General features: G+C 52.9%; 12 protein-coding genes and 1 pseudogene. 4 read left to right on the top strand and 9 right to left on the bottom strand.

The features are described 5' to 3' along the window. Nucleotides 1-533: PTS transporter subunit EIIB (locus tag J5224_RS12360; protein WP_264625661.1), on the bottom strand; the 533-nt coding region annotated here is incomplete at its 3' end. Nucleotides 534-817: 284 nt separating this feature from the next. Between J5224_RS12360 and J5224_RS12365 the strand changes: the two genes are divergently transcribed. Beyond that, the gene (locus J5224_RS12365) at nucleotides 818-1,756 is read left to right on the top strand and encodes a cation diffusion facilitator family transporter (protein WP_264625662.1); all 939 of its coding nucleotides are present in this window, start codon (nucleotides 818-820) and stop codon (nucleotides 1,754-1,756) included. A 100-nt stretch (nucleotides 1,757-1,856) separates the two neighbouring features. On the opposite strand, the gene J5224_RS12370 is transcribed toward J5224_RS12365, so the two are convergent. The 6 genes from J5224_RS12370 to J5224_RS12395 all read right to left on the bottom strand — a co-directional run bounded on the left by J5224_RS12370 (nucleotide 1,857) and on the right by J5224_RS12395 (nucleotide 17,426). Beyond that, nucleotides 1,857-3,365 carry a TolC family protein gene (locus J5224_RS12370; RefSeq protein ID WP_264625663.1) on the bottom strand — a complete coding sequence of 503 codons (1,509 nt, stop codon included), beginning with the start codon at nucleotides 3,363-3,365 and terminating at the stop codon, nucleotides 1,857-1,859. A 73-nt stretch (nucleotides 3,366-3,438) separates the two neighbouring features. After that, nucleotides 3,439-11,979: a putative Ig domain-containing protein gene (locus tag J5224_RS12375; RefSeq protein ID WP_264625664.1), complete on the bottom strand. Its 8,541-nt coding sequence runs from the start codon at nucleotides 11,977-11,979 to the stop codon at nucleotides 3,439-3,441. Between the two features lie 206 nt (nucleotides 11,980-12,185). Then, on the bottom strand, nucleotides 12,186-12,914 hold the full coding sequence (locus J5224_RS12380; protein ID WP_264625665.1) for a phage tail protein: 729 nt from the start codon (nucleotides 12,912-12,914) through the stop codon (nucleotides 12,186-12,188). A gap of 278 nt (nucleotides 12,915-13,192) precedes the next feature. Further along, nucleotides 13,193-15,301 carry an HlyD family efflux transporter periplasmic adaptor subunit gene (locus J5224_RS12385; protein WP_264625666.1) on the bottom strand — a complete coding sequence of 703 codons (2,109 nt, stop codon included), beginning with the start codon at nucleotides 15,299-15,301 and terminating at the stop codon, nucleotides 13,193-13,195. After that, nucleotides 15,298-16,644, bottom strand: a complete 1,347-nt coding sequence (locus J5224_RS12390; protein WP_264625667.1) for an efflux RND transporter periplasmic adaptor subunit — start codon at nucleotides 16,642-16,644, stop codon at nucleotides 15,298-15,300. Before J5224_RS12390 ends, J5224_RS12385 begins: the two co-directional genes overlap by 4 nt. Further along, nucleotides 16,641-17,426 (bottom strand): efflux RND transporter periplasmic adaptor subunit, encoded by a 786-nt coding sequence (locus tag J5224_RS12395; protein WP_413544672.1) that lies wholly within the window; start codon nucleotides 17,424-17,426, stop codon nucleotides 16,641-16,643. Before J5224_RS12395 ends, J5224_RS12390 begins: the two co-directional genes overlap by 4 nt. 474 nt (nucleotides 17,427-17,900) lie before the next feature. Here J5224_RS12395 and J5224_RS12400 point away from each other — a divergent pair, with 474 nt between their 5' ends. Then, complete coding sequence (locus tag J5224_RS12400) at nucleotides 17,901-18,788, top strand: hypothetical protein (protein ID WP_264625668.1); 888 nt, start codon at nucleotides 17,901-17,903, stop codon at nucleotides 18,786-18,788. A gap of 225 nt (nucleotides 18,789-19,013) precedes the next feature. Here the strand turns inward: J5224_RS12400 and J5224_RS12405 are convergent, their stop codons facing one another. Further along, entirely contained in the window at nucleotides 19,014-19,781 is a 768-nt protein-coding gene (locus tag J5224_RS12405; protein ID WP_264625669.1) for an AraC family transcriptional regulator, read from the bottom strand. 102 nt (nucleotides 19,782-19,883) lie between these two features. Here J5224_RS12405 and J5224_RS12410 point away from each other — a divergent pair, with 102 nt between their 5' ends. After that, the gene (locus J5224_RS12410) at nucleotides 19,884-21,047 is read left to right on the top strand and encodes an MFS transporter (RefSeq protein ID WP_264625706.1); all 1,164 of its coding nucleotides are present in this window, start codon (nucleotides 19,884-19,886) and stop codon (nucleotides 21,045-21,047) included. Nucleotides 21,048-21,363: 316 nt separating this feature from the next. On the opposite strand, the gene J5224_RS12415 is transcribed toward J5224_RS12410, so the two are convergent. Then, a complete protein-coding gene (locus J5224_RS12415; protein WP_264625670.1) occupies nucleotides 21,364-22,470 on the bottom strand; it encodes an alpha/beta hydrolase in 1,107 nt (368 codons plus the stop codon). 147 nt (nucleotides 22,471-22,617) lie between these two features. Here J5224_RS12415 and J5224_RS12420 point away from each other — a divergent pair. Further along, nucleotides 22,618-23,139 (top strand): annotated as a pseudogene (locus tag J5224_RS12420) (TIGR03747 family integrating conjugative element membrane protein); the annotation flags it as partial. Nucleotides 23,140-23,158 lie beyond the last annotated feature (19 nt).

A 23,158-nucleotide genomic window follows, 5' to 3' on the forward strand; every position in this document is an offset into this window, starting at 1 on the left:
AAACCAATGCTAAACACTTTCATGTAAGCAATCAGGCTTTTTAACCAGGCGGCCTGTGCGACACCTTCTACTACCAGTGTTTGTTGTAATAAGGTGGCGATCCCCAACAATAAACCCGCAGCAATAAAACCTGGAATAAGTGGCGTGAAAATCGTGGCGAATTTGGTCAGAAAGTTATGCACTGCACTTTTTTGCTTGGCTTTAATGTGCTGCTTGTTCTGACTTGCCAACTGACGTAAATCGGGCGGCTCTTCACCCGTCGATACCGATTGTGCAGGTTCAACCAGTAGAGCATTCATCATCTCGCTGGCGGTCTGCGCCTTTCCGGGGCCAAGAATGACCTGCAACTGGTCGTCGCCATTGACTACGCCCAGTACGCCAGGTATTTTTTTCAGTGCATCCAGAGCGATTAATTGACGATCCTTTAACGTAAGGCGCAGCCGGGTCATGCAGTTACCGCAGAGAATGACATTCTCTCTTCCGCCGATGAGATATAATATCTCTTCGACCATTGAAAGGGTTATTTTTGCCATGATTATCGTTATATCTCCTGCAATGTTTTACGGATAAAAGCATGGTGTTAAAGAGCGTCGTGCCCGCTTTTGCTGATATGCCCCTCGACTCACTCTAACTGCCGCATTGCCAGCACACGGTGACATCAATAACCATGTTAGCCATCTTCAGGCGCAGATAGCAATGCGATGGTTAATCTGCGAAGTCTATTCCAACATCCAATACAAATGCCCTGTTGTATACTTGAATGTGGGTCACATGCTGACTTTCCATCACTGCGCTGCGTGCAGATAAGGTTACGATCATGACAACGATACCTCCCGGTGACAATGCTGTGCCATCCGACACAGCGATAGAGCAAAAAGTCCTTAAACGTTCAATTTTGTGCACCTTTTTTATTGCAAGTGCAGGGATTATCGTTGGTCTGATTTGCGGATCAATCTCGATTATTTTTGATGGTATGTTTTCCATTCTGGATGCCGGAATGTGTTCGCTCTCTTTATTGGTCTCTCGCCTGCTTGGACAACCCCATAGCCGCCGCTTTCAGTTTGGGTTCTGGCATGTTGAACCGATGGTGCTGGCATTTAATGGTTGCCTGTTGGTTATTCTGTGTTTGTATGCCTTTGTTAATGCCATTAAAGGGATTATTGACGGTGGACGCGAATTAGAACTTGGCTGGGCTATCGCTTATGCAATTACTATCAGCACCTTTTGTTTTGCTCTCTACTTCACACAGCGTCGGCTCAACAAGAAAATCAAATCAGAACTGATTGCCCTTGATACGAAAAGTTGGTTAATGTCCGCTTGTATCAGTAGCGCTTTATTATTTGCTTTTATACTTTCCTGGCTGATGGAAGGCACTCGCTACGAATACCTCAATGTTTATACCGATCCTTTTGCACTGGCGGTTCTGACATTATTGTTAATTCCCGTTCCAGTGAAAACTATCCTGTCAGCTGTGCGAGAGATTCTACAAATGACGCCAGACAGCCTTGACGATAAAATAGAATCCATCATGGCGAAACTGACGTTGGAATATGGTTTTCTGGATTATTCTAACTATGCAACCCGCATCGGCCGTGGGTTGTTTGTTGAAATCCAGATTGTTATTCCGCAGACGATGGAGAATAACGGTGTAAAGGCGTTCGATAGAATTCGCGACAAGATTGCCCATGCCATTGGGGAAGATAGCCCCCATCGGTGGTTGACCATTACCTTCACACAAGATCCCAAGTGGTTATAGTGTGAATCACGGTGGATGATTGACGCTTATTCTTACTGTCGCCAACAAATGAAATTACGGTTGTCGCCATGATGCCGATAGACACCATGGCGTACCTCCGCTAGAACGTTTGCAGTGCGCTCAGTTTGCCTTGTTGCCACGCGCTTTCTGACTGGCGCAGCGCTTGACTGATATCGCCCAGCTTATCCGATGGCAGTGCTTTCGGTAGCAAATCCAGTCCGACGGTAGAGATGATCTGCCCGTAGGTATTACGCAGCTCTGCGTAGGCTAAATCCTGACGTAGGTTGGCATTCAGCGCGTTTAACTCGCCCTGAATCAGTTGTAATTCACCAATGCTGTTCGCTTTGTAGCGGTTACGCAACTGCTGGGCTATCTGCCCATCCAGATCGCGCAGTTCTGCGCTGGTTTTATACTGCCGCAGCGCTTCACTGTAGTTGGCGCGCGCGACGTAAAGCTGTGCAAGGATTGCCAGCGAAATCGCCTGGCGCTGTACTTCAGCCACTTGTTCATTGGCCTGTGCCGTTTTGCGTGCAGCTGGGCCGGATAACACGTTGAACAGATTCCAGGTGGCTTTCACGCCAACATCAGCCCAACTGTTGTTGACCAGGAAGGAGTTGCTGTCATAGTGACCGCCGGCGCTGATTTCTATCCCGGGCAGCATACGCAGCAGCGCTTTGCGCGTTTCGGCAGCATGAATACGGACCTGATAATCTTGCTCGCGCAGTTCTGGACGACTCACCAGCGCGGTTTCTTCCAGCGTTTTCACATCGATATTCAATTGCGGCACGATTTCGTCACTGCTTTGTGGCAGCGCGAGTTTGTAAGGCGTATCGAGCGGCAGGTTCATCAGGGTTGCCAGTTCGGTCTTGGCCAGCGACAGCGCACGGCGTTGCTCTTCCAACTGACGAGTGGCGTCTATCAGCGCACGGCGATAGCTCAGCGCTTCAATCGGATCGCCCACTTGTTGCGTGGACATGCGTTCGCTTGCTGCGCGCGCTTCATTGACACGGACGATCAAGCTATCAATCTGCCCCAGCAGGCGTTCAGCCGCGACGGCGCGCCAGTAAGCAGATCGCACATCTTGCAGGATGGTATGCACCACTTTGCGTTTACGCTCTTCGGCAATCCAGCGCTGGTCTGATTTTTGTTGAGCCGTCACGTAGCTGACGCCAAAATCGAGCACATTCCATACCATGGTCAGGTCAGCAACGTCGCGATCGCGATCCTGTGAGGTGGACGGCTCCAGAGAGGTTCTCCCTGTTTCAACGCTGCGGCTACTAGAAGCGCTCATATTATTACGCCCCGCGTAGCCCGCAGATGCGGCGATCTTCGGCAGCATATCGTAACGCGCCAGCTCCAGCTGTTGCTGCGCCAATGCATGTTCCATGACCTTTAAACGTGATTCGAGGTTGTATTTCAGTGCACGCGCCATGGCGTCATACAGCGTAATGGGGGCCGTGACCGGTTCCTGTTGGCTGAACATGGCGATTTTGTCTTGTTGGCTGCGTTGCCCGCTTTCCATTTTGGTGATCGGCTGGGTGGTCACAGCACAACCGCTGGCGGCCAACACCATAGCGCTAAGGCTAAATAATTTCCGAACCTTTAACACGATTCCGCTCCTCGTCATTGTTGTTATTGTCGTGATTATGTTTGTGATTACTGACCACGTTCACGTCGTAGCCTTACCCTTGTTGTTGGCCGCTGTCCTGCAAGGCTTGCTCAAGCGCGGCTAGCCGTTGCCACTCAGCGTCTCCCATCTGTTGTAGCTGTCGATGTAGTGACGGCGTAAATGCCACCGAACGTTCGGTACTATTCTCGCCATCATTCAATGTGTTATTTGCGCTGTTGAACGGTACATCCTTCCAGCTACCGCCGGAAAAGATCTCCATCGGTGTGAGCGAGGGCAAATGGATACCCGAGAACGTGCCGGCCAAGGATGTGGTGCCACCCAATGCAGGGTCTTTGCTAAAGCTTGGGAAGGAGCCGAGCGTACTGTCAAAGTTCACACCCACATTGCTGGCAATCCCCTGCACGAAGGTATTGGCAACCTCGCTGGTCGGGAAGGTTCCGCTGTCGGTTTGTTGTCGATTCGCGGAGAAAATGGCGGACATTACTGAACCCGGTGCCCCCGCATTACCGGTAGTAAAACTGCCGAGCGATGGCGCGACGACTAATCCGCCCAACGTGGGGGGCGCGATACTGCTATCTTGCCCTAATGACTGACGGGCATCGCTTGCTGACGGTGTCAGGTTGATACCGTCCGTAGCGCGGAACTGCGGATCGCCTTGAATACCGGGCGTCACTGTCAGGCTGAAGTTGGTACTGACGGTGGCGTTGTTGCCATCGGTTGCGATAACAGTGATCACCAGATTACCGACATTGCCGTTGCCCGGCGAGCCGGAGAAGGTGCCGGTGGTCGGGTTAAAGCTAAGCCAGCTCGGCAATGCTGAGCCGTCAGCTTGCGTGGCGCTGAGTGTCAGGGTATCGCCATCGGGATCAGTAAAGGTGCCAGCAGGGACGGTGAAGTTCAGGCTGCCATCCTGCGCGATGCTCTGGGCCGGAATTGGCGTAGCGACCACCGGTGCATCGTTGACGTTGGTGACCGTCAGGCTAAAGGTGGTGCTGACCGAGGCATCACCATCGTTAGCGGTAACCCTGATGCTCAGGTTGCCCACATCGCCGTTAGCGGGCGTACCCGAGAAGGTGCCAGTGGCCGGGTTAAAGCTGAGCCAACTCGGCAGTGCGGAGCCGTCTGCCAGCGTGGCGCTGAGCGTCAAGGTATCGCCATCGGGGTCGGCAAAGGTACCCGCAGGCACGGTGAAATTGAGACTACCGTCCTGTGCCACGCTTTGTGCCGGGATGGTGCCCGACACCACCGGTGCATCGTTGACGTTGGTGACCGTCAGGCTAAAGGTGATGCTGACAGAGGCATCGCCATCGTTAGCGGTGACCTTGATGCTCAGGCTACCCACATCGCCGTTAGCGGGGGTGCCGGAGAAGGCGCCGGTGACCGGGTTAAAGCTGAGCCAGCTCGGCAGTGGGGAGCCGTTCGCCAGCGTGGCGCTGAGCGTCAGGGTATCACCGTCGGGGTCGGTAAAGGTGCCAGCAGGGACGGTGAAGTTCAGGCTGCCATCCTGCGCGATGCTCTGGGCCGGAATTGGCGTGGCGACCACCGGCGCATCGTTGACGTTGGTGACCGTCAGACTAAATGTCGTGCTGACCGAGGCATCACCATCGTTAGCGGTGACCTTGATACTCAGGCTACCCACATCGCCGTTAGCGGGCGTACCCGAGAAGGTGCCAGTGGTCGGGTTAAAGCTGAGCCAACTCGGCAATGCTGAGCCGTCTGCCAGCGTGGCGCTGAGCGTCAGAGTATCACCATCGGGATCGGTAAAGGTGCCAGCAGGGACGGTGAAGCTCAGGTTGCCATCCTGCGCGATGCTCTGGGCCGGAATTGGCGTAGCGACCACGGGCGCATCGTTGACGTTGGTCACTGTCAGGCTAAAGGTGGTGCTGACTGAGGCATCGCCATCGTTAGCGGTGACCTTGATGCTCAGGCTACCCACATCGCCGTTAGCGGGGGTACCGGAGAAGGTGCCAGTGGCCGGGTTAAAGCTGATCCAGCTCGGCAGTGGGGAGCCGTTCGCCAGCGTGGCGCCGAGCGTCAGGGTATCACCGTCGGGGTCGGTAAAGGTGCCAGCAGGGACGGTGAAGTTCAGGCTGCCATCCTGCGCGATGCTCTGGGCCGGAATTGGCGTGGCGACCACCGGCGCATCGTTGACGTTGGTGACCGTCAGACTAAATGTCGTGCTGACCGAGGCATCACCATCGTTAGCGGTGACCTTGATACTCAGGCTACCCACATCGCCGTTAGCGGGCGTACCCGAGAAGGTGCCAGTGGTCGGGTTAAAGCTGAGCCAACTCGGCAATGCTGAGCCGTCTGCCAGCGTGGCGCTGAGCGTCAGAGTATCACCATCGGGATCGGTAAAGGTGCCAGCAGGGACGGTGAAGCTCAGGTTGCCATCCTGCGCGATGCTCTGGGCCGGAATTGGCGTAGCGACCACGGGCGCATCGTTGACGTTGGTCACTGTCAGGCTAAAGGTGGTGCTGACCGAGGCATCGCCATCGTTAGCGGTGACCTTGATGCTCAGGCTACCCACATCGCCGTTAGCGGGGGTACCGGAGAAGGTGCCAGTGGCCGGGTTAAAGCTGATCCAGCTCGGCAGTGGGGAGCCGTTCGCCAGCGTGGCGCTGAGCGTCAGGGTATCACCGTCGGGGTCGGTAAAGGTGCCAGCAGGGACGGTGAAGTTCAGGCTGCCATCCTGCGCGATGCTTTGCGCTGGGATTGGTGCTGCGACCACCGGTGCCTCGTTCGGTGGGCTGATGGTCAGGCCAAAGGTGGTACTGGTCGAGGCATCGCCATCGTTGGCGGTAACCCTGATGCTCAGGGTGCCAATATCGCCGTTAGCGGGCGTGCCGGAAAAGGTGCCGGTGGCCGGATTAAAGCTGAGCCAACTCGGCAGTGCGGAGCCGTCTGCCTGCGTGGCGCTGAGCGTCAGTGTATCTCCGTCCGGATCGCTGAAGGTACTGCCGGGCACGGTGAAACTCAGCGCGCTACCTTGTGCGATAGTTTGTGCCGGGATCGGTGTTGCTAGCACGGGCGCATCGTTGACGTTGGTGATAGTCAGGCTAAAGGTGGTGCTGACAGAGGCATCGCCATCGCTGGCAGTAACCTTGATGCTCAGGTTGCCCACATCGCCGTTAGCGGGCGTGCCGGAGAAGGTGCCGGTAGCAGTATTAAAACTGAGCCAGCTCGGTAGCGCGGAGCCGTCAGCCAGCGTGGCGCTATACGTCAGGGTATCGCCATCGGGATCGGTAAAGGTCCCGGAAGGCACGGTGAAATTCAGTGCGCTATCCTGCGCCACACTTTGTGCCGGGATCGGTGTGGCAACCACTGGCGCATCGTTGACGTTGGTGATGGTCAGCGTAAAGGTGGTACTGACCGAGGCATCGCCATCGTTCGCGATCACTTTGATACTTAGACTGCCCACATCGCTGTTGCCCGGTGTGCCGGAGAAGGTGCCGGTAGCGGTATTAAACGTCAACCAGCTTGGCAGCGGTGAGCCATTCGCCAGGGTGGCACTTAACGTCAGAGTATCACCATCGGGATCGCTAAAGGTCCCTGCGGGCACGGTGAAGTTCAGCTCGCTATCCTGTGCCACACTCTGTGCCGGGATAGTGGTTGACACCACTGGCGCATCATTGACGTTGGAGACGGTCAGGGTAAAGGTGGTGCTGATGGCGGTCAGACTGGGATCGGTAGCAGTGACCTTGATTGACAGACTGCCTACATCCGCGTTGCCCGGTGTGCCGGAGAAGGTGCCGGTGGAGGTGTTAAATGTCAGCCAACTGGGCAGCGCCGAGCCATCCGCCAGGGTAGCGGTGAATGTCAGGGTATCGCCATCGGGATCGGTAAAGGTGCCATCAGGCACGGTGAAATTCAGTGCGCTATCCTGCGCCACACTTTGTGCCGGAATGGTGGTGGACACTACCGGTGCATCGTTGACGTTGGTAACCGTTAAACTAAACGTGGTGCTGACGCTAGCATTGGTGGGGTCTGTTGCAGTTACTTTGATAGACAGGATGCCAACATCCGCGTTGCCCGGCGTGCCGGAGAAGGTGCCGGTCGCGGGATTAAACGTCAGCCAACTGGGCAATGCTGAGCCATCTGCCAGCGTAGCACTGAGCGTCAGCGCATCATCATCTGGATCGGTAAACGTACCGGCGGGGACGGTAAAGTTCAGGCTGCCATTCTGCGCAATGTTTTGCGCAGGAATGGGGGTGGACACCACGGGTGGATTACCTGTGACGATCGTCAGGGTCGAGGTTGCACTGCTGCTGGTATCGTCATTGGCGGTGACCGAAATGGTGCGGTTGCCCGCAGTTGGCGTGGTGGCAACATTGACGTAGACAATAGCGCGTAACGCCGTCTGGAAGGCATCCAGCGTGGCACCGCCAGTCAGAGTAACGGTTTGGCTACCATCTCCTGACACGTTGATGCCTGCTGCATGAGCTGCCAACAGCGCCTGCTGCGATAGCGTCATATATTCGTTACTGCCATCGGTGTTGCCCACCAGAGAAAGCGTCAGTGTCCACAGGCGCGTGTCGCCGTCGGTTTGCGACAGTGTTGCCAACAGATCGGTAATGGGCACGCCGGTATTGAGTCCAGTGGAAACCGTAGCGCTATAATCACTGCCAGTTGCGCTGCCGTTTAGATCAACCTGCGCGCTGGTACCGGAAGCGTACTGGGATTCGTAGGCACCGATATCTACGGTGCCCTGGCGAATGCGATCCATCCCGCGCGCGTCGCCATCGCCAGTCACATAGAACCGGTCCCCCTGATTAATGGCATTGGTGGCTGTAGCGGCCAGTCGGGGATCTGACGACGACACCATATCAACGCTAGTACCGATCAGATTATTGCCGCCATTCAGGGTATAGGAACCGTTGGTGGTGGTGTCGTTATGGATGACAACATCGACGGTATTGCCCGATATTATTGAGTTGCGCACACTGGCAACCCAGCTTGATGCATAGTTGGTGAAGCCAAACTCAATACCCGCATCCTGACCGGTGATGGTGGTGTTCATTAAGGTGATATGGGTGTTGGGCGCGTTGGTGCTGCCGCTTGCCGCCAGATAGAGACCTGCTACGCCCACCGCCCCATTGGGTGGGTTAACACCGCTGTTATTGTAGATGGCCGAATTGGTGAGCGACAGCGAGAGTGTTTGTTGGGCTGATACGAACAGTTTGATCACGCCTTCTTCATTAATGCCGCCCAACTGGGTATTATCATGGATATTTACCTGATCGAGATCGAAGATGTAGGCGCCCTGTTGAATATTGCTCAGGTCAATCATGCCATTGCCCCAGCCATCGTCGGTGTTCCCCGTAATATCAACATTGTACAACCTGAAGTTGATATCTAATGCGCCAGCATTGATCCCCAGCACACCACCCGAGTACAGGCTGTTGATGGTGGTGAAATGGGTCAGGGTTAGGTTCTGGATGGCGAACGTCAGCGACGAACTGGTGATCTGAAAGCCAGAATAACCGCCACCATTCAGGGTGAAATTCTGACCGTCGATAAGCAGGGTCTCGGTGGGTGACAAAATGGAGCTGCTCAGCGTCACGTCGGTCTGAAATACGATACGATCGATGCCTGGCGTGTTGTTCGCCCAATACAGCGCCTCGCGCAGGCTGAGCCCGCCGCCGTCATTGATATCATCTTGCAGTGTATTGCCATTGCCAAAGGTCGCGTCAGCGCCGGTATCGCCTCCAGTGGTGACATACAGGGTGCTGTTGCTGGCCAGCACGTTCACTGATGACGTCAGGCTCAGCGACGTGGTGTTATTGCTGCTGCCGCTGTCGCTGACGGCGGTTAAGGACACATCCCGAGTTGCCGCAGTGACGTTGCTGTTGCTATTGCCGTAGCGTAAACCATCCACCAGACCGGCAAGTTGCGTGTTGCTGGCGGTCATCCCGTTCAGTTGCAGGGTCACAGTGTTGCCGACGCGCGTCACCGTATAACTGCCAATACCGGTCAGCGTGCCGCTGCCGTTGGTCGCCAGACTGATGGCGTTACCGCCAACGTTAATAAATTCACCGCTGTCGCTGACGTTGGATACGGTCAAGGTCAGAGAGGAAAAGGTCTGCCCGCTGTCCCGCGTGTCTGCGCTGACGCCGCTGAACAGATCGATGGAACCCGCCATACCGCCGATAAAGACCGGGTTGCTACCGGTGGCGGACAGTGTCGGTGCCGTGCTGCTCGCAGCAGTGGTGACATCAAGTTTGACCACGCTGACGGTGGCATTACCGGCACTGTCTTTGGCGACCACATACACATCATAGGCAGTTGCTGCGGCTAAACCCGTCAAGGTCAGGGACTGACTGTAGGGCGCGCTGCTGGATACCTGATTGCCGGAAGCCAATGCCACGCTGCCAGTGGCCGTCTGCCCATTGATCACTTGAGTGACGCTCGGCGCGTTGGCACCGTCGGGTACCACAACGTAATAGACAGTGCCCCGTTCGTTGAGATCGGTGTTTAGCGTAAATCCGCCCGTAGTGGGGGCTGTGATCGTGGGTGTCGTGTCAAAAGTGGGCGCGATATCATCGGCGACCGTTAAGGTCACCACTTTCTCATAGGTGGCTTGCCCATCGGAAACCTGAACACGAATGGAATAGGTTCCTGCTGCCATAGTCGTGGCGTTGACCGCCTGAAGAGAATTGCCGCTAAGAGTAAACAGGGCGTTATCGGTGCTGCCAACGCCGCTCACCAAACTGTAGGTGAATGTGGTGGAATCCACGTCGGTTGCTGACAATGTTCCCACAATGCCGTTGCTGCCCAGAGATTGACCAAATGTGGTGTTAGAAAGAGCCAGATCCGTTGGCGCATCATTCACTGCCACTACGGCAACGGTACTGGCGATACTGCCGGGGTTGTAGCTATTATCACTGGTACCGGAGTCGGTGACCTGGGTGAGGGTCACCACCCGTGCCGTAGTGTGGGGGTTCTCACTGCTGTTGCCGTAGGTCATGCCGGACAGCAAGGTGCCCATATCGGCATTGCTCAATGTAGCCCCGCTGAGGCTGACGACTGCTGTACCAGCGCTAAGGGAGATACTGGCCGAGCCGTAACCGCTACCCAGTGAGACGCTATTGCCATTGGTCAGCGATACTTTGACGCCGTTGATATTCAGGTATTCGGTACTGTCTGCTACGTTGGTTACGGTAAAGGTGGCGCCGGTAAAAGTTTGCCCGCTGTCGTTGGTGTCAGCGGTCACGCCGCTAAACAAGGTAACGTCAGAGCCGTTTTCTGTATAGGTAGGATTTGTGGCGCTACCGGAAATACTCGGTGCGTTATCAGAGCCCGTCACAGCAGGTGAGGTCACAATGTTATCCCACACCACCAGACCGTTACCCGTGATAGCGTTCGTTACGCGAACCTCATCAATATTCTGAAAGGCTGAAGAGAGCGTAAGGGTATTAAACGTGGTTGTCAGCGTCACAGAATAGGTTGCACCGGAAACCGCAACACCGTCCTTATAACCGGTAAGCGTAAAGATGTTATTGGGGAAGTAGATGCCGGTGACCTTGAGGTCAACGTTTGATAATTTGAATTCGCTGCCATCGGTCGATTTTATCCCGACATAATTCAAACTTCCCCCTGAGGTAACGGTGGTGTTAAGTACCTGATTGCCACTCAGGGAAACAGACTGAATAGACACGTTCGACGTACTGTACGCAAAATAGGTAAAACCGTTGTTCGCGTCATCGTAAGACTGAATACCAGGCTGAGTGTTTATGAAGGTATTGGTGCCCGAAAATTGCGAAAAACTGTTAGTCCCCAACGTCGGTGACACCAATAAATTCGTGTATTCACGCTCAATACCGCTCAATACGGCATCCGTTGCTTCAACACTGCCAACTGTTGTCTCCAGTTGCCAGTTTCCCCCTTTGGATGCTGAGCCAGTCAAGTCAGTTGAGGCGGCAATATCTGCCTGCGTGAGCTGTGATAGCAATGAGACAAAGCTTTTTCCTGTGTCCTGTGCAATATCACAGCCATAGAGCAGCAGATCGCCATCTTGTGTTAACGCAGCGCCGAGTTTAGCCAGGTCGACCGAACGTGCCTCCGCCGTAGCACTATCCAGCGTCAGATTGCCAAGGCGAACTTGCCCTTCGTTGCCATGGCTCAATATATGGATCGCATCGTAACCAGTATGCGTTTCAGCCCATACCGCCATCTGGGTCAGGCCGTCTTGACTGCTATCCAATAAAAATACATCAACCCCCGTGGGGACATTATTGACCAGTGTTTGGTAGTCCGTCAGCGCAGTATCAATAAATACTGCTTCTTTACGTATTGTTTCGCCAGCAACGGCCTGAACAACGACGTCAGTCGTGATGTCATGCGTGGCACTATTTTGATCGGATGATGCGTTGTTGTCCGATGCGGCCTCAGCAGAATGATTTGCGGTCTGCGCAGGATGAGAAGAGGATGCTGCGTCACTCGGATTACTGGTTTCGGCCTGAGTGGCCGTTGCGGCTATGGCACCGTCGAACAACACTCGCGCTTCCAGCATATACCCTAAAGGAGCAGATGCCGGGTCAATTACGTTCTTCGGGTGAGGCTGCTTTTTACTGAATAATTGACGCAACAACATAAATATTACTCCAGAGTGATAGGGTAAGAATACTTGAACATCAATACTCAGAAGTCATCATTAAAACACACTGAATCCTATAGGTTTACAATGAAATTAAGCAAACAAATTTTTATTCAATAACCATAAAACTGCATGTCAGCTCTTCACTTTCAACCTGATTTATATAGCGCTTTCCTGATAATTCAGGAAAGCGCATTAATTATTTAATTTGGATTCATAGGGAAAATACCCGATGTAGCAATACAGGCCGTTAAGCCGACACTGGGATTGCGAATGCTAAATGGCGTCCCGCCCGTATTGGCGCCAATAGTTACACCACTCGGGGTGCCGAGGCTAAATGGTACGACAAAAGGCTTTAAGGTCGCGTTGGTTGCGGCATTACTGTAAATTTTTGCAGGCGAGTCAACCCCGCCAACAGGACTTAAATCAAACGATGGTGATGTGCCCGCCAATGATACGGTGTTACCGGGTACGTTGGTGGTGGCGGCACCGGTGACGACTGGAATTGCGACAGATGCCGTACCCGTCAGGGGGGAAAGGGTCGCCGGATGAAGATGTGGAGCGACATTATTGGTCGCTAATGCCACATTCTCAGCACCATAGGTCTGCCCTAGCACAACATTTGACAGACCCGGTCCTTGCCCTGTGCCTGCCACTACGCGACTGCGTAAATCCGGCAGCCCAAAGGTGCCTTGTGCCTGCGATCCCCCCCAGGTATACCCCACCAGAGCATAAAGTGCCTGATATTGGTTGGTAGGGACTAATTGGCCGTTTGCGCGAAGGTAGCCCTCAGGACAATAGCTCGTTACCATATAGCAAACAGACCCTATATAAGGTTCGGCAGCACAAGCCATTGCTGATGTTGGGAGCATGGAAAAACCTAATGCGCTGGCAAGAACTGATTTGACCAACAAACGTTGTACTCGCTTCATACACACCACTCCTTGAGGGATAATAACTTCATTGAATAGTGAAAAACATCTAATTACTTAAGTTATGTTGTTGATTTATATAATGAAAATCAACTAACGGAAAATGCAAAAAAGATGTAAAACAGCGGAACAATGATGCGTCAAAGAACAGTGTTAATATAGTTCACTCAGATAAATCTTACTTGCTGGCAGATAACATTTCCTTGTACTCCCCCTAAAAAACATAAGAAATTTTGGATAATCATTGCAGTGACCACCGCTACAGTCACTGTCCTTAATCAAAACCCGCTCTCCCGGATCCCCAGCGCCATCAGCCGACGCCAAACCGCACCGAGAATCGACTCTTTTCCCCCGTCCAGAATGACGCTACCCCGTAGCGGTTGCTGTAGCGGCAGAAATTGCGCTTCCTGTACCATGAAACGAACGCGGTACTGCGCCTGCACCGGTTGAGGATTGTGGTCGCGGTCGCGTCGCACGGCAATCGTGCCATGGCGATCGGATGCAAGCATTTCTTGTTGCAGATACGCGCTACCCGTAGGGGCGATGTCATGAAGTGTGACGCCAAGACGTGGGAAAGCGGGATCGTCGGCAAGGAAGACGCCTTGCATGCCCTCTTGAGTACGTATGAGTGATTCTTCGGGTATATAGCCAACCACCTGTCCCTGCGTAGGTTCCACCACTCGTAGTAATGGCGTATCCATCGTTAGCCAGCGTCCTGCTGTCATGTCCCGTGCGAGATCGCGTACCACACCTGCTTGCGGTGCCCGAATCGTTAAGCGTTGACGCTGTGCTGCTAACCCGCGATAGCGTGCCAGCGCCTCAGCTAACTGCCGATCCATGACCTGAATTTCACTTGCAGTTTCCTGTCGTGCCGCTCCACGCTGTCGCTGCTGCTGTAACTGGGTGATACGCTGGCGCTCAATATCGAGACGATAATCCAGATCGACTGACGTCAGCTCCAGCAGAATGTCTCCGATATCCACCCGCTGACCATCTGTAACGTGTAGCTGGTTAACCTGCGCCGGTACCGGACTATAGAGGGTACTGACCTTCTCGGCTTCCAAAACGGCAGGAATGTGGATACTGCCACCCCATGGATAGAGCAAGATAAACAAGAGGGCCGAGCACAGTAGGGCACTGCGCAAAAAAGCGATAGGGTGTATTGATTTGCGCATTGCCCACCAGGCATAGGCTTCTTTGGCTATTGGTAGCGCGATAAACCAGACGATCTCAACCAGCATTAAACCAATACCGATCACCTTGATAAAAAAGTGGTAAACCACCAGTGCGATGCCAAAGAACAGGAAAAAACGCCATATCCAGGAGGCATAGCCCCAGATCAGCAACTTGCGTTGTAAGGGAGGCGATAGGCTTTCTGGCGGTGGATGTCCATAGCCGAACAGGCTCTCCCGAAGCCGCCAGCGGCAAAGCGCATAAGCGCGTTCTTGCAGGTTCTCGATGCGCCAAAAATCGCTGAGCAAGAAATAACCATCAAAGCGCATCAAGGGATTAAGGTTTACAGCTAAAGTCGTCAGCCATGTCGCGCTGGAAAGCATAAAAGCGGCTGTGCGTACTGGGCCATCTGGCAGTAATGCCCAGGCCAAGAGCGCGATAACCGCCAACATCAGTTCCGCCAGAATACCGCCCGCGCCGATCAGCAAGCGTGCCTTACGGTCCTTCAGTTTCCAGGCATCGGTGGTGTCAGTATAAAACAAAGGAAATAGCACAATAAAGGCAACGCCCATGCTTTGCACACGACAACCCGCTCGTTTTGCCATGAAGGCATGACCTAGCTCATGGATAAATTTGGCGAACACCAGAGAAATACCGAACACGGCCATGCCAGGCAGGCTGAAAAGGTGTGGAAACGAATGGGTGTAGCGTACCCAGTCTCGACTGACCAAAAATAAACTCAGTAGCAGGATGAATGGAAATACCCAGATCAGAAAGGGTGCGCCATAGCGCTGAAGCCACGGCCAACAGCGGTTAAGTACCGGATCGGGTCGCCACAGAGGAATACGGAAAAACAGGTACTGGTGCAGCACGCTTTTCCATAAACTGGTGCGCATCGCATGAGCTTTGCTCAGATAGCGCTGACGTTGTTCCGTATCGCTTGCAGCGATTAAATCGTGCTGGCGCAGAAACTGTAGTAGTTGCTCCAACTCTTTCACTCTCAGCGGTAGGCCAGGCTCACTGTTGGCGGCGGCCAATATTTGCTGCGGCTGGCGCAATGGCCAATGGTGCAACAGGCGGATAGCCGAGGGGGTCAGGGTAAAATAACGCCCAGTTATAGGGTCGGCCAGTACCCACTGCGGGGCACCGTTGATGCCGGGCGCCGATTCTACCAATTGAAGATCGGCGCGCAGGGGAGGCAGATGCGGATTCATAGCCCAATCGCCTGACGGATCACGGCCAGTGGTCGGCGGAACAAGTAAACGGCCAGAGGCACATCGTCGCCGGAAATTTTGGCGGTACCTCGCAGGCCGATACGGGGTGGCGCATCAGTAAAACGCGCATCCAGACGGTAGGCCAGATTCCCGGCTGGCGTCAGCTCTGATTCATAGGCGATGCGTTCCAGCAGTGCGGCGTGCGGTGTCAGAGGGTCGCTGTCCAGAAACAGCGTAATGGGCGCATCGGACTGAAGCTGTATGGCATCACCCACGTCCAATTCAATGCGTAACGCCGCAAGGGTAGGATCGGCCAACTCCATCAACCGTTCGCCAGTGCGCACCGGTTTACCTATCCAGCGCGTGGCATCGGCAAAGACCGCAATACCATCACGTTCTGCGCGAATTTCCGCTCGGTTCAGGAGGGCGTTGGCGTAATCGCGCTCAGCGCGTTTCTGTGCAACCTGAGCGGCAAGAAAATCGAGCCGCGTTTTAGAATCGGCATCCTGAAAGGCACGCTGGGCGCTGGTGCGGTGCTCTGCTTCGGCAACGTTAAGGGCGCGCTCTGCCACGTCAGCCTGTGCTTTCAGCGTGGTGCTATCAAAACGGACCAGTAGGTCGCCTTGCCGTACGCTTTGGTTTGGCTGCACCGCGAACGACTGAATCACGCCATCCAGTGGTGCGGCAACGACACGACCCTGATGCGGAGTGACCTCTGCGGGTGCCAGCACGGATTGACGTACCGGAATAAACAGGCAGGCAAACAACAGTAGTGCGGGTACGGCGATTTTCCACCGTGACTGTCGCCGACGCCAATGGGGCGTTTGTGGTTCGAGCGCCAGCCAGGCATGACTAAATGCACCGCTCAACTGTTCAGCCAGTACTTGCTCGCTGTTTTGCCACGGATGTTCTCGCGCATACCAAATGGCACCGAATGGTTTACCCTGGCGATCGAGTAACGGTGCCCACAGCGCTTCGGGTGCGGACAAATCCAGCCAATCACGTCGGCTTTGTTCATCAAGGTGCGCGGCTTCAATGACCGTACATTGCGTTAATATTTTTTCGTCTGAGGATAATAACTGGGCGCTGGCGCGTTCAATAAACGCCACAAAAGGGGCGTGCGGTGCCGGTTGCGTAACGCCGGTGACTGCGCGTACCCGTCCATTGACGATCAGCGCAGCGTGACGAAAGCCGAATAACGGCTGGCTGTCGTTGACGAGACAATAAGCCAGTTCTTCCGTACTGTTGGCCGCCCGCGCTCGGCGCTCCACGTCAAGAAAACGTGCGAACGCACCTGCCGTAGCCGTAGCCGTAGCCGTAGCCGTAGCCGATTCCGTGCTCACGGTGCCTCCGAAAACTGTGCCGTTCCACTCATGCCGGCTATCAACGACGAGTCCGGTTTTTCTAACGCCCCGGTCAGGCTGAGTGTCTGACTGCTCTCGTCAATACGTGCACCGAGTCGTGTGACCTTGGCGTGCAAGGGCTTCCCTGTCTCGTCGGGCGTAAAGATGAAGGGTAACCCAGGTTTCAGCACCGAGAGCAAACGCGATGGAATCAGCAGGTTGATCTCAAGCACGCGGTTGTTGACGACGTCCATTAAGGGGGCACCTTGCGCTACGCTCTCAAACGCCTGCGCGCGGCGTTTTACCACCTGTCCATCAAACGGTGCCACGATGCGACAACGATTGACCTGAATCTGATACACCTGGCTTTCGGCCTGGGCTTGAGCGAGGTGAGCCGCAGAGAGCGCTACCGCGTGTTTCCCGACGGATTTCATCTGTGCCAACTGCTGGTTTTGGCTTAATTCAGCTTCTGCTGCCCGCGCGGCGGCTTGTGATGCCGACAGTTGTGCTTGATAGATGGCGCAATCAAAACGTGCCAGCACATCGCCCTTCTTGAAGGATTCACCTTCTTTGTAGGGCATCTCCACGATGCGTCCCGGCAGTTCGCTGGAAAGGGTGGCTTGATCGACCGCCACCAAAATACCCCGAGCCTGCGTGTCGGGGTGAACTTGCTGTGTCTCGAGTGCTGCTGGTGAGGTCAGCAAGGGATCGGATGCATTCGCCTGAGCGATGTGCATCCACACTCCCGCCAATAAGAGTCCTGAGGTACTGAGATAACGCAACGTATTCGCTTTTTTCACCCGTCTCCACCTATGCCGCGCAAACCGTGATAAATACGGAACAGGCGTAATGCGCAATTGGCGTTATGGCCTGTTAATTATTTGTATTTTAATGTTTCTCAGTATAGCAAAGCTGTGAGACGACGGAAGAGGGAGAGTATGTTCAGCGTGAAACTTTCATCGTTGTTCAGCATGTGTGCGATTGTTGTTTTTATGCGCCGGGTTTATTGGCATACCACCCGGTAGTGGTGTGAATCGTTACGAGCCATCCACACGCTTTCGAACGGTTGAACATACTGACGTTGATGTTTATTCGGTGGCACTTGAACGCTGATAAGAGATCAACCCGGCAAGTTATCAACCCTACGAAAACTAAGGTTAAAGGAGCGGATAAATGCACCGATAAGTCATTTAATGACCCATGCGCTTGCAAGTAACAAGGAAAACAGTTGCTATGGATATGATGGAGCTGCATTCATGAATGGTATCACCCCTCTCAGCGTCGCCCTACAGAACCTAAACGCCGGTATTGTGCAGAGCCGACCTACATCGGACAGTGGGGAAATAACGCTATTATCAACTAACGTTACGCCTTCCAGTACAAAGGTGACCCTTTCTGATGATTCGCGTTACCAAGCCCTGTTATCCCAAATCGGGTCAAATACCGTAAGCAGCGTGAACAATAACAACACTAAAAGCGTAAAAGAGATCTTAGGTTTAATTTTTCAAACTGGTGCACAGGTTGACCGCGATTACCGTTTTCTGGACGACAAACCTGAAACGGAGGATACATCAAGACTAGCGATGGCTCAGCAAGCCGCAGATTATATAAAGACGATGCTTTATTCGGACGGGCAAACCCAGAATCCCTTTGAAGGCCTCTCGCGACAGGTATTATCTTCTATTACCTATGATCGCTCCGGTTCATGGACTACTGCCGAGCGTTTAAGTGCATTTTGGCAGATGAATAAACTAGATACAGAGTACGGCAATGAAGTATTTTTTAAAACACAAGGAATAGATGATTACGACACTGTGGCTGTAAATCTTATGACTGACCTAAAAATGATCCAGGGCATGAGTGAAGCAGAAAAAAGTGAGAAAATGATCACAAAAGATAGTATTAAAGATATGCAGGGTAAAGTCGCAAAATTACAGGATGAAAATAAAGATAAACTACTACAGTATACGCCTCTTGAGTATAACAATTTGATGAAAGGGGACTCAACGGATCTGTTGATTGCGAAAGAAACAGGGTTCGGTAGTTATATGTGGGTTACTGAGTCTTCTAAAAGTATATTTACCTCAATGGTGGAGAAAAACGAAAAAATAAATACATCTAGTATGGTATTGTTAGCCCGATAGTTTATTTTGAATGGGGCGAACTATTACCAATTCATTCCCCCCTTTTTTCCTTAATGGTGCCAGAATAGAGTGCTCCCGGAAATTCTGTGTAATGCTGTTATAGTCTTGCCATAGGAGGGCTTGAAAGCGTTACGGATGAGGGAACTGGTTCTGGATAGCTCATGTTTTATCTTTGGTATAATTTATTACTATCAATAATCAATCTGTACCCTCAACTTGAAACGATCATTTCCGTTGTCCCATATATGCTCGAGGTGTGCTCCCGGTCATATTCTTAAAAAATGTGGCGAAAGCACTGTCGCTGGAAAACTCTAAAATGCTGGCCACTTCAGTGATTGGGTGTGTTTCTGCCAGTAATTCAATCGCCTTAAACAGCCGCCATTGTTGGCGCCATTGCTGATAGTTGAGCCCCGTTTCTCTCATCATAATGCGACTGATGGTTTTTCCCGTTGCTCCATTATTCGCGGCGAGTTTTCGTAGTGGTGGCGGCATTTCCATTTCACCCAAACAGCGCAAACGTCGGTCTTTTGGTAGTGGAAGAAGCGTTGACTCGCGTTGGGCACTGTGAATTTCATCCTTACACACAGCCCAAATGTGCGCTGCCGCGTCGCACTGCCAGTTCATAGACCAATCCGCGAAAGCAATGCGTTCTACTATTTCACGCAATAGTGCTGTCACGCTTAATACTTCCACATGAGGGCCGAAGGTCGGATGGCGTTGGTTATCGACATAGATAGAGCGATAACCAACAACACCAAGAATTTCAACACGATGGACAATGCTAGGGGGGATCCAGGCAATACGGGCAGGCGGTAACAGACAAATACTGTCGTTAAGCGTGATGCGCATACAGCCTTGTTGGCTAAACAGTAACTGCCCTTTTTTATGCCAATGATGGCCAGAATCATGCTGAGTTAGCTCAGAGGCAATACCTACGATTTCATTGTCATGCTCATCAGGATTAAATACGGAATCTGCGGGTATCCATGCCATAAAATGTCCGATTTTATAAAGTTTATGTCTGCTATTTTGTAATGGGAAAAATAATATTATGTTACTTTCGCAATACGTAACATTCTAGCAATATTCATGTTTATGCAACGAAAACTTACTTTGACGTTAGCAACATCCTTGATGATGTTTCCGCAGGTGGTAGAAACGATATACAGCCCTGCTTTGACGCACATAGCCGATGGGTTTCATGTCAGTGCTGAAATCGCGGCACAAACGTTATCCAGTTATTTTTTTGCTTTTGCGCTTGGCGTGGTGGTTTGGGGACGGTTATGCGATGTCATTGGGCGACGACCGGTCATTTTACTGGGGCTTGGGATATACCTGTTTGCTTCCGTTATCGCTGTATTAAGCGACACTTTCGCTATCTTGCTGGGCGCACGTGTAATGGCTGCTTTTGGTGCGGCTGTCGGATCCGTGGGAACGCAAACAGCGATCCGAGATTGTTTTAACGGACAAGAACTGGCACAAGTGTTTTCTCTGATGGGAATAGCAATGGCAATCGGTCCAGCAGTGGGGGTACTGAGTGGCACAGTACTGACACATTACTGGGGATTTCAGGGCGTGTTCACTGGATTGACTGTGTTAGCTGCCCTACTACTCGGTTACGCAGCATGGCAATTGCCCGAAACTCGCCCGCGACAGAAAGTGAAGAATCTTTTTATTAGCACGTTCAAACGCATGTTAAAAGACAGTGATATTTGGCGTAGCGCTGTGCTGGTCGCACTGCTTAATATTTGCATGTTTGGTTATTACCAGCTTGCTCCCTTTCACTTTGAAGCACTGGCTATTCCACAGTCGTGGTTCGGTTATACCGGCCTGGTACTGGCTATTGGCGTGGGTATCGGCGCTGTAGTGAATAAAATCTTAGTTGCCAGAAACTGGATGTTTATATCGCTATTGATATTGGCTTGCGGGTTAGGGCTCTTGGGCGGGATAGTCATGTGGGTAATCGAAAACACCCTGTGGTTTGTATTAGCGATGATACCGGTTGTCATGGCTTACGGTATCGCTATACCCAATATTTTGGCTCGGGCGCTACGCCGTTATAAAGATTGCGTCGGAACGGCTGGCGCTATCTTGGGTCTTATGTACTACATGATGTTGGGTGGTGGTTTAGTGTTAGCCGGTTTAACACAACGTTTAAGCGCGGTATTAATTATCAGCACGCTGTTAATGGGGATAATGGCGTTGAGTATTGCACGAGAAGAACGAAGATCGAATACAGCGAGTGTTCAAGATATTTGAGCGGCTATCAAGGCTAACGATGTCGTATTTCACGCTTTTGAACAGACGCTCAGTAGTCCACGGTGTTTGAGGGGCGAGTATGAAGGTGCCGGACGCCAGCACCTTGCGCGCTGCATCGCGCTTTTCACGGGCTGCCGCTTAGCACCTTGAGATCCATCGCGCACCATGACATCGACTGGATTGATTCCGGCTGCGCGGACCTTCACGCGCACTTGGCCGGTGCGGGATGCGGATCGGGCAATACCAATAACGCTAGAACCTCTGGACCACCGTAGCGGTGTAAGCCTATTGCGTACATGGTGAGTGTCTCCTTGCTTTACTTGAGATTGGCCTGGAAGAACGAGGTTAATTTATCGAAGGGGATAATGTTCACTTGGTCGTACAGATCGGTATGGTTGGCACCGGGAATGATCATCAACTCTTTGGGTTCTGCCGCCGCTGCATACGCCGTTTCGCTGAAGTAACGCGAGTGGGCTTTTTCGCCATGGATGAACAGGATTGGGCGTGGGGAGATTTCTGCGATGTATGTCAGAATCGGCATGTTCATAAATGACAGTGGCGTGGTTATTGTCCAGGCGTTACCGGAGTTGACCGCGCGTGGATGGTATCCACGCGCGGTCATGTAATACTCATGGTAGTCGACCATAAATTGTGCCTCGCCACCCTTTAATGTGTTGTAGGCGGGCTGATACGCCGGGATCCCTTTTTCTGCATCTACCCAACGTTGTCGGCTTAATTGCTGTAATGTTTGTGTGCGCTGTTCAGGCGTCACGCTGTCGTTGTAGCCTTTCGACATGACGCGTGTCATATCGTACATGGTGCTGGCGACGACGGCTTTGACACGTTTGTCTACCGCGACGGCATTCAGCGCCATTCCGCCCCAGCCGCAAATACCGATGATGCCGATACGCTCGCGGTCAACGTTGGGTTGCAGGCCAAGAAAATCTATCGCTGCACTGAAGTCCTCGGTATTGATATCCGGTGAAGCGACATTGCGCGGTTCCCCTCCGCTTTCCCCTGTGTAGGAAGGATCGAAGGCCAGTGTGATGAATCCTCGTTCTGCCATGGTTTGTGCATAAAGGCCGGAAGATTGCTCTTTCACTGCGCCAAACGGACCGCCAACGGCAAGGGCTGCCAGTTTTCCGCTGGCATTTTTCGGTTGATACAGGTCAGCCGCCAGCGTGATGCCATAGCGGTTTTTGAAACTGACTTTCTTGTGATCCACTTTGTCGCTTTTGGCAAACGTCTTGTCCCAGTTACTGTTGAGTTGTATTGACGACTGGGCGAAGGATTGGCTGGTGGTTATCGCACTAATGCCCAACGCGGCGATGCTAGCACCGGTTGCTTTCAGCAAGTTGCGGCGTGCCACATCAGGTTTATGCTGACACGGAAGGTGACTGCCGGTTTCATTGTTTTTGTTCATGGTGATTTTTCCTGATGGGTTGGCTCGGATTGCATTGCATTTTCACGCCGTACACCGCTTTTCAGTAGCAAGATCCTCCGTGTTTCTTGCCTAATCCTCCGGCGTAGCAAAACGGCACACGACGTGGGAAGAATTTGCGATGTACCATTGTTGATGGCGAATTCGGGGGCACCGGTGGAAACCGTCAGCCGCTGGGTTCATCTCGCCTGGCAGTGGTTGTTTGTCGACAGTGGCTTTAGCCACTGGCTGCAATCGTTTAAGCAGACCCGTACCGATGGGCAGGGACTGATACCCGATTTGAACCGTATCGGCGCAACGCTGGTACAGTGGCTGGGCGAGTATCTGCAGGCTACGCTGTGGGTCGCGCTGATTTTTTTTATCCGGGTGATGATCCTGTTCTTGAGCCTGCCGCTGTTTGCTCTGGTGGTTATCACCAGTATCGTTGAAGGGCTGGTTCGCCGTGATTTGCGCCGATATGGTGCCGGCTATGAGTCTAGCTTTGTCTACCACCACGCCAAGCGTTTTATCAAACCCGCGCTGTATGGTCCCTGCATGTTGTATCTCGCCTGGCCCACAGCAGTGTGGCCTAATCTGTTATTGCTGCCCGCTGCGCTGTTGATTGGTGGGGTGTTGACTGTGGTGACTGCTACGTTTAAGAAATATTTGTAGTGTGTTTCTACTTTTTTCC

This window comes from Candidatus Symbiopectobacterium sp. NZEC135, assembly GCF_025962695.1.

Coding starts and splice junctions, on each gene's coding strand:
- J5224_RS12410 (WP_264625706.1), top strand. CDS start 19,884: ATGCAACGAAAACTTACTTTGACGTTAGCAACATCCTTGATGATGTTT.
- J5224_RS12415 (WP_264625670.1), bottom strand. CDS start 22,470: ATGAACAAAAACAATGAAACCGGCAGTCACCTTCCGTGTCAGCATAAA.
- J5224_RS12405 (WP_264625669.1), bottom strand. CDS start 19,781: ATGGCATGGATACCCGCAGATTCCGTATTTAATCCTGATGAGCATGAC.
- J5224_RS12400 (WP_264625668.1), top strand. CDS start 17,901: ATGAATGGTATCACCCCTCTCAGCGTCGCCCTACAGAACCTAAACGCC.
- J5224_RS12365 (WP_264625662.1), top strand. CDS start 818: ATGACAACGATACCTCCCGGTGACAATGCTGTGCCATCCGACACAGCG.
- J5224_RS12385 (WP_264625666.1), bottom strand. CDS start 15,301: ATGAATCCGCATCTGCCTCCCCTGCGCGCCGATCTTCAATTGGTAGAA.
- J5224_RS12375 (WP_264625664.1), bottom strand. CDS start 11,979: ATGTTGTTGCGTCAATTATTCAGTAAAAAGCAGCCTCACCCGAAGAAC.
- J5224_RS12380 (WP_264625665.1), bottom strand. CDS start 12,914: ATGAAGCGAGTACAACGTTTGTTGGTCAAATCAGTTCTTGCCAGCGCA.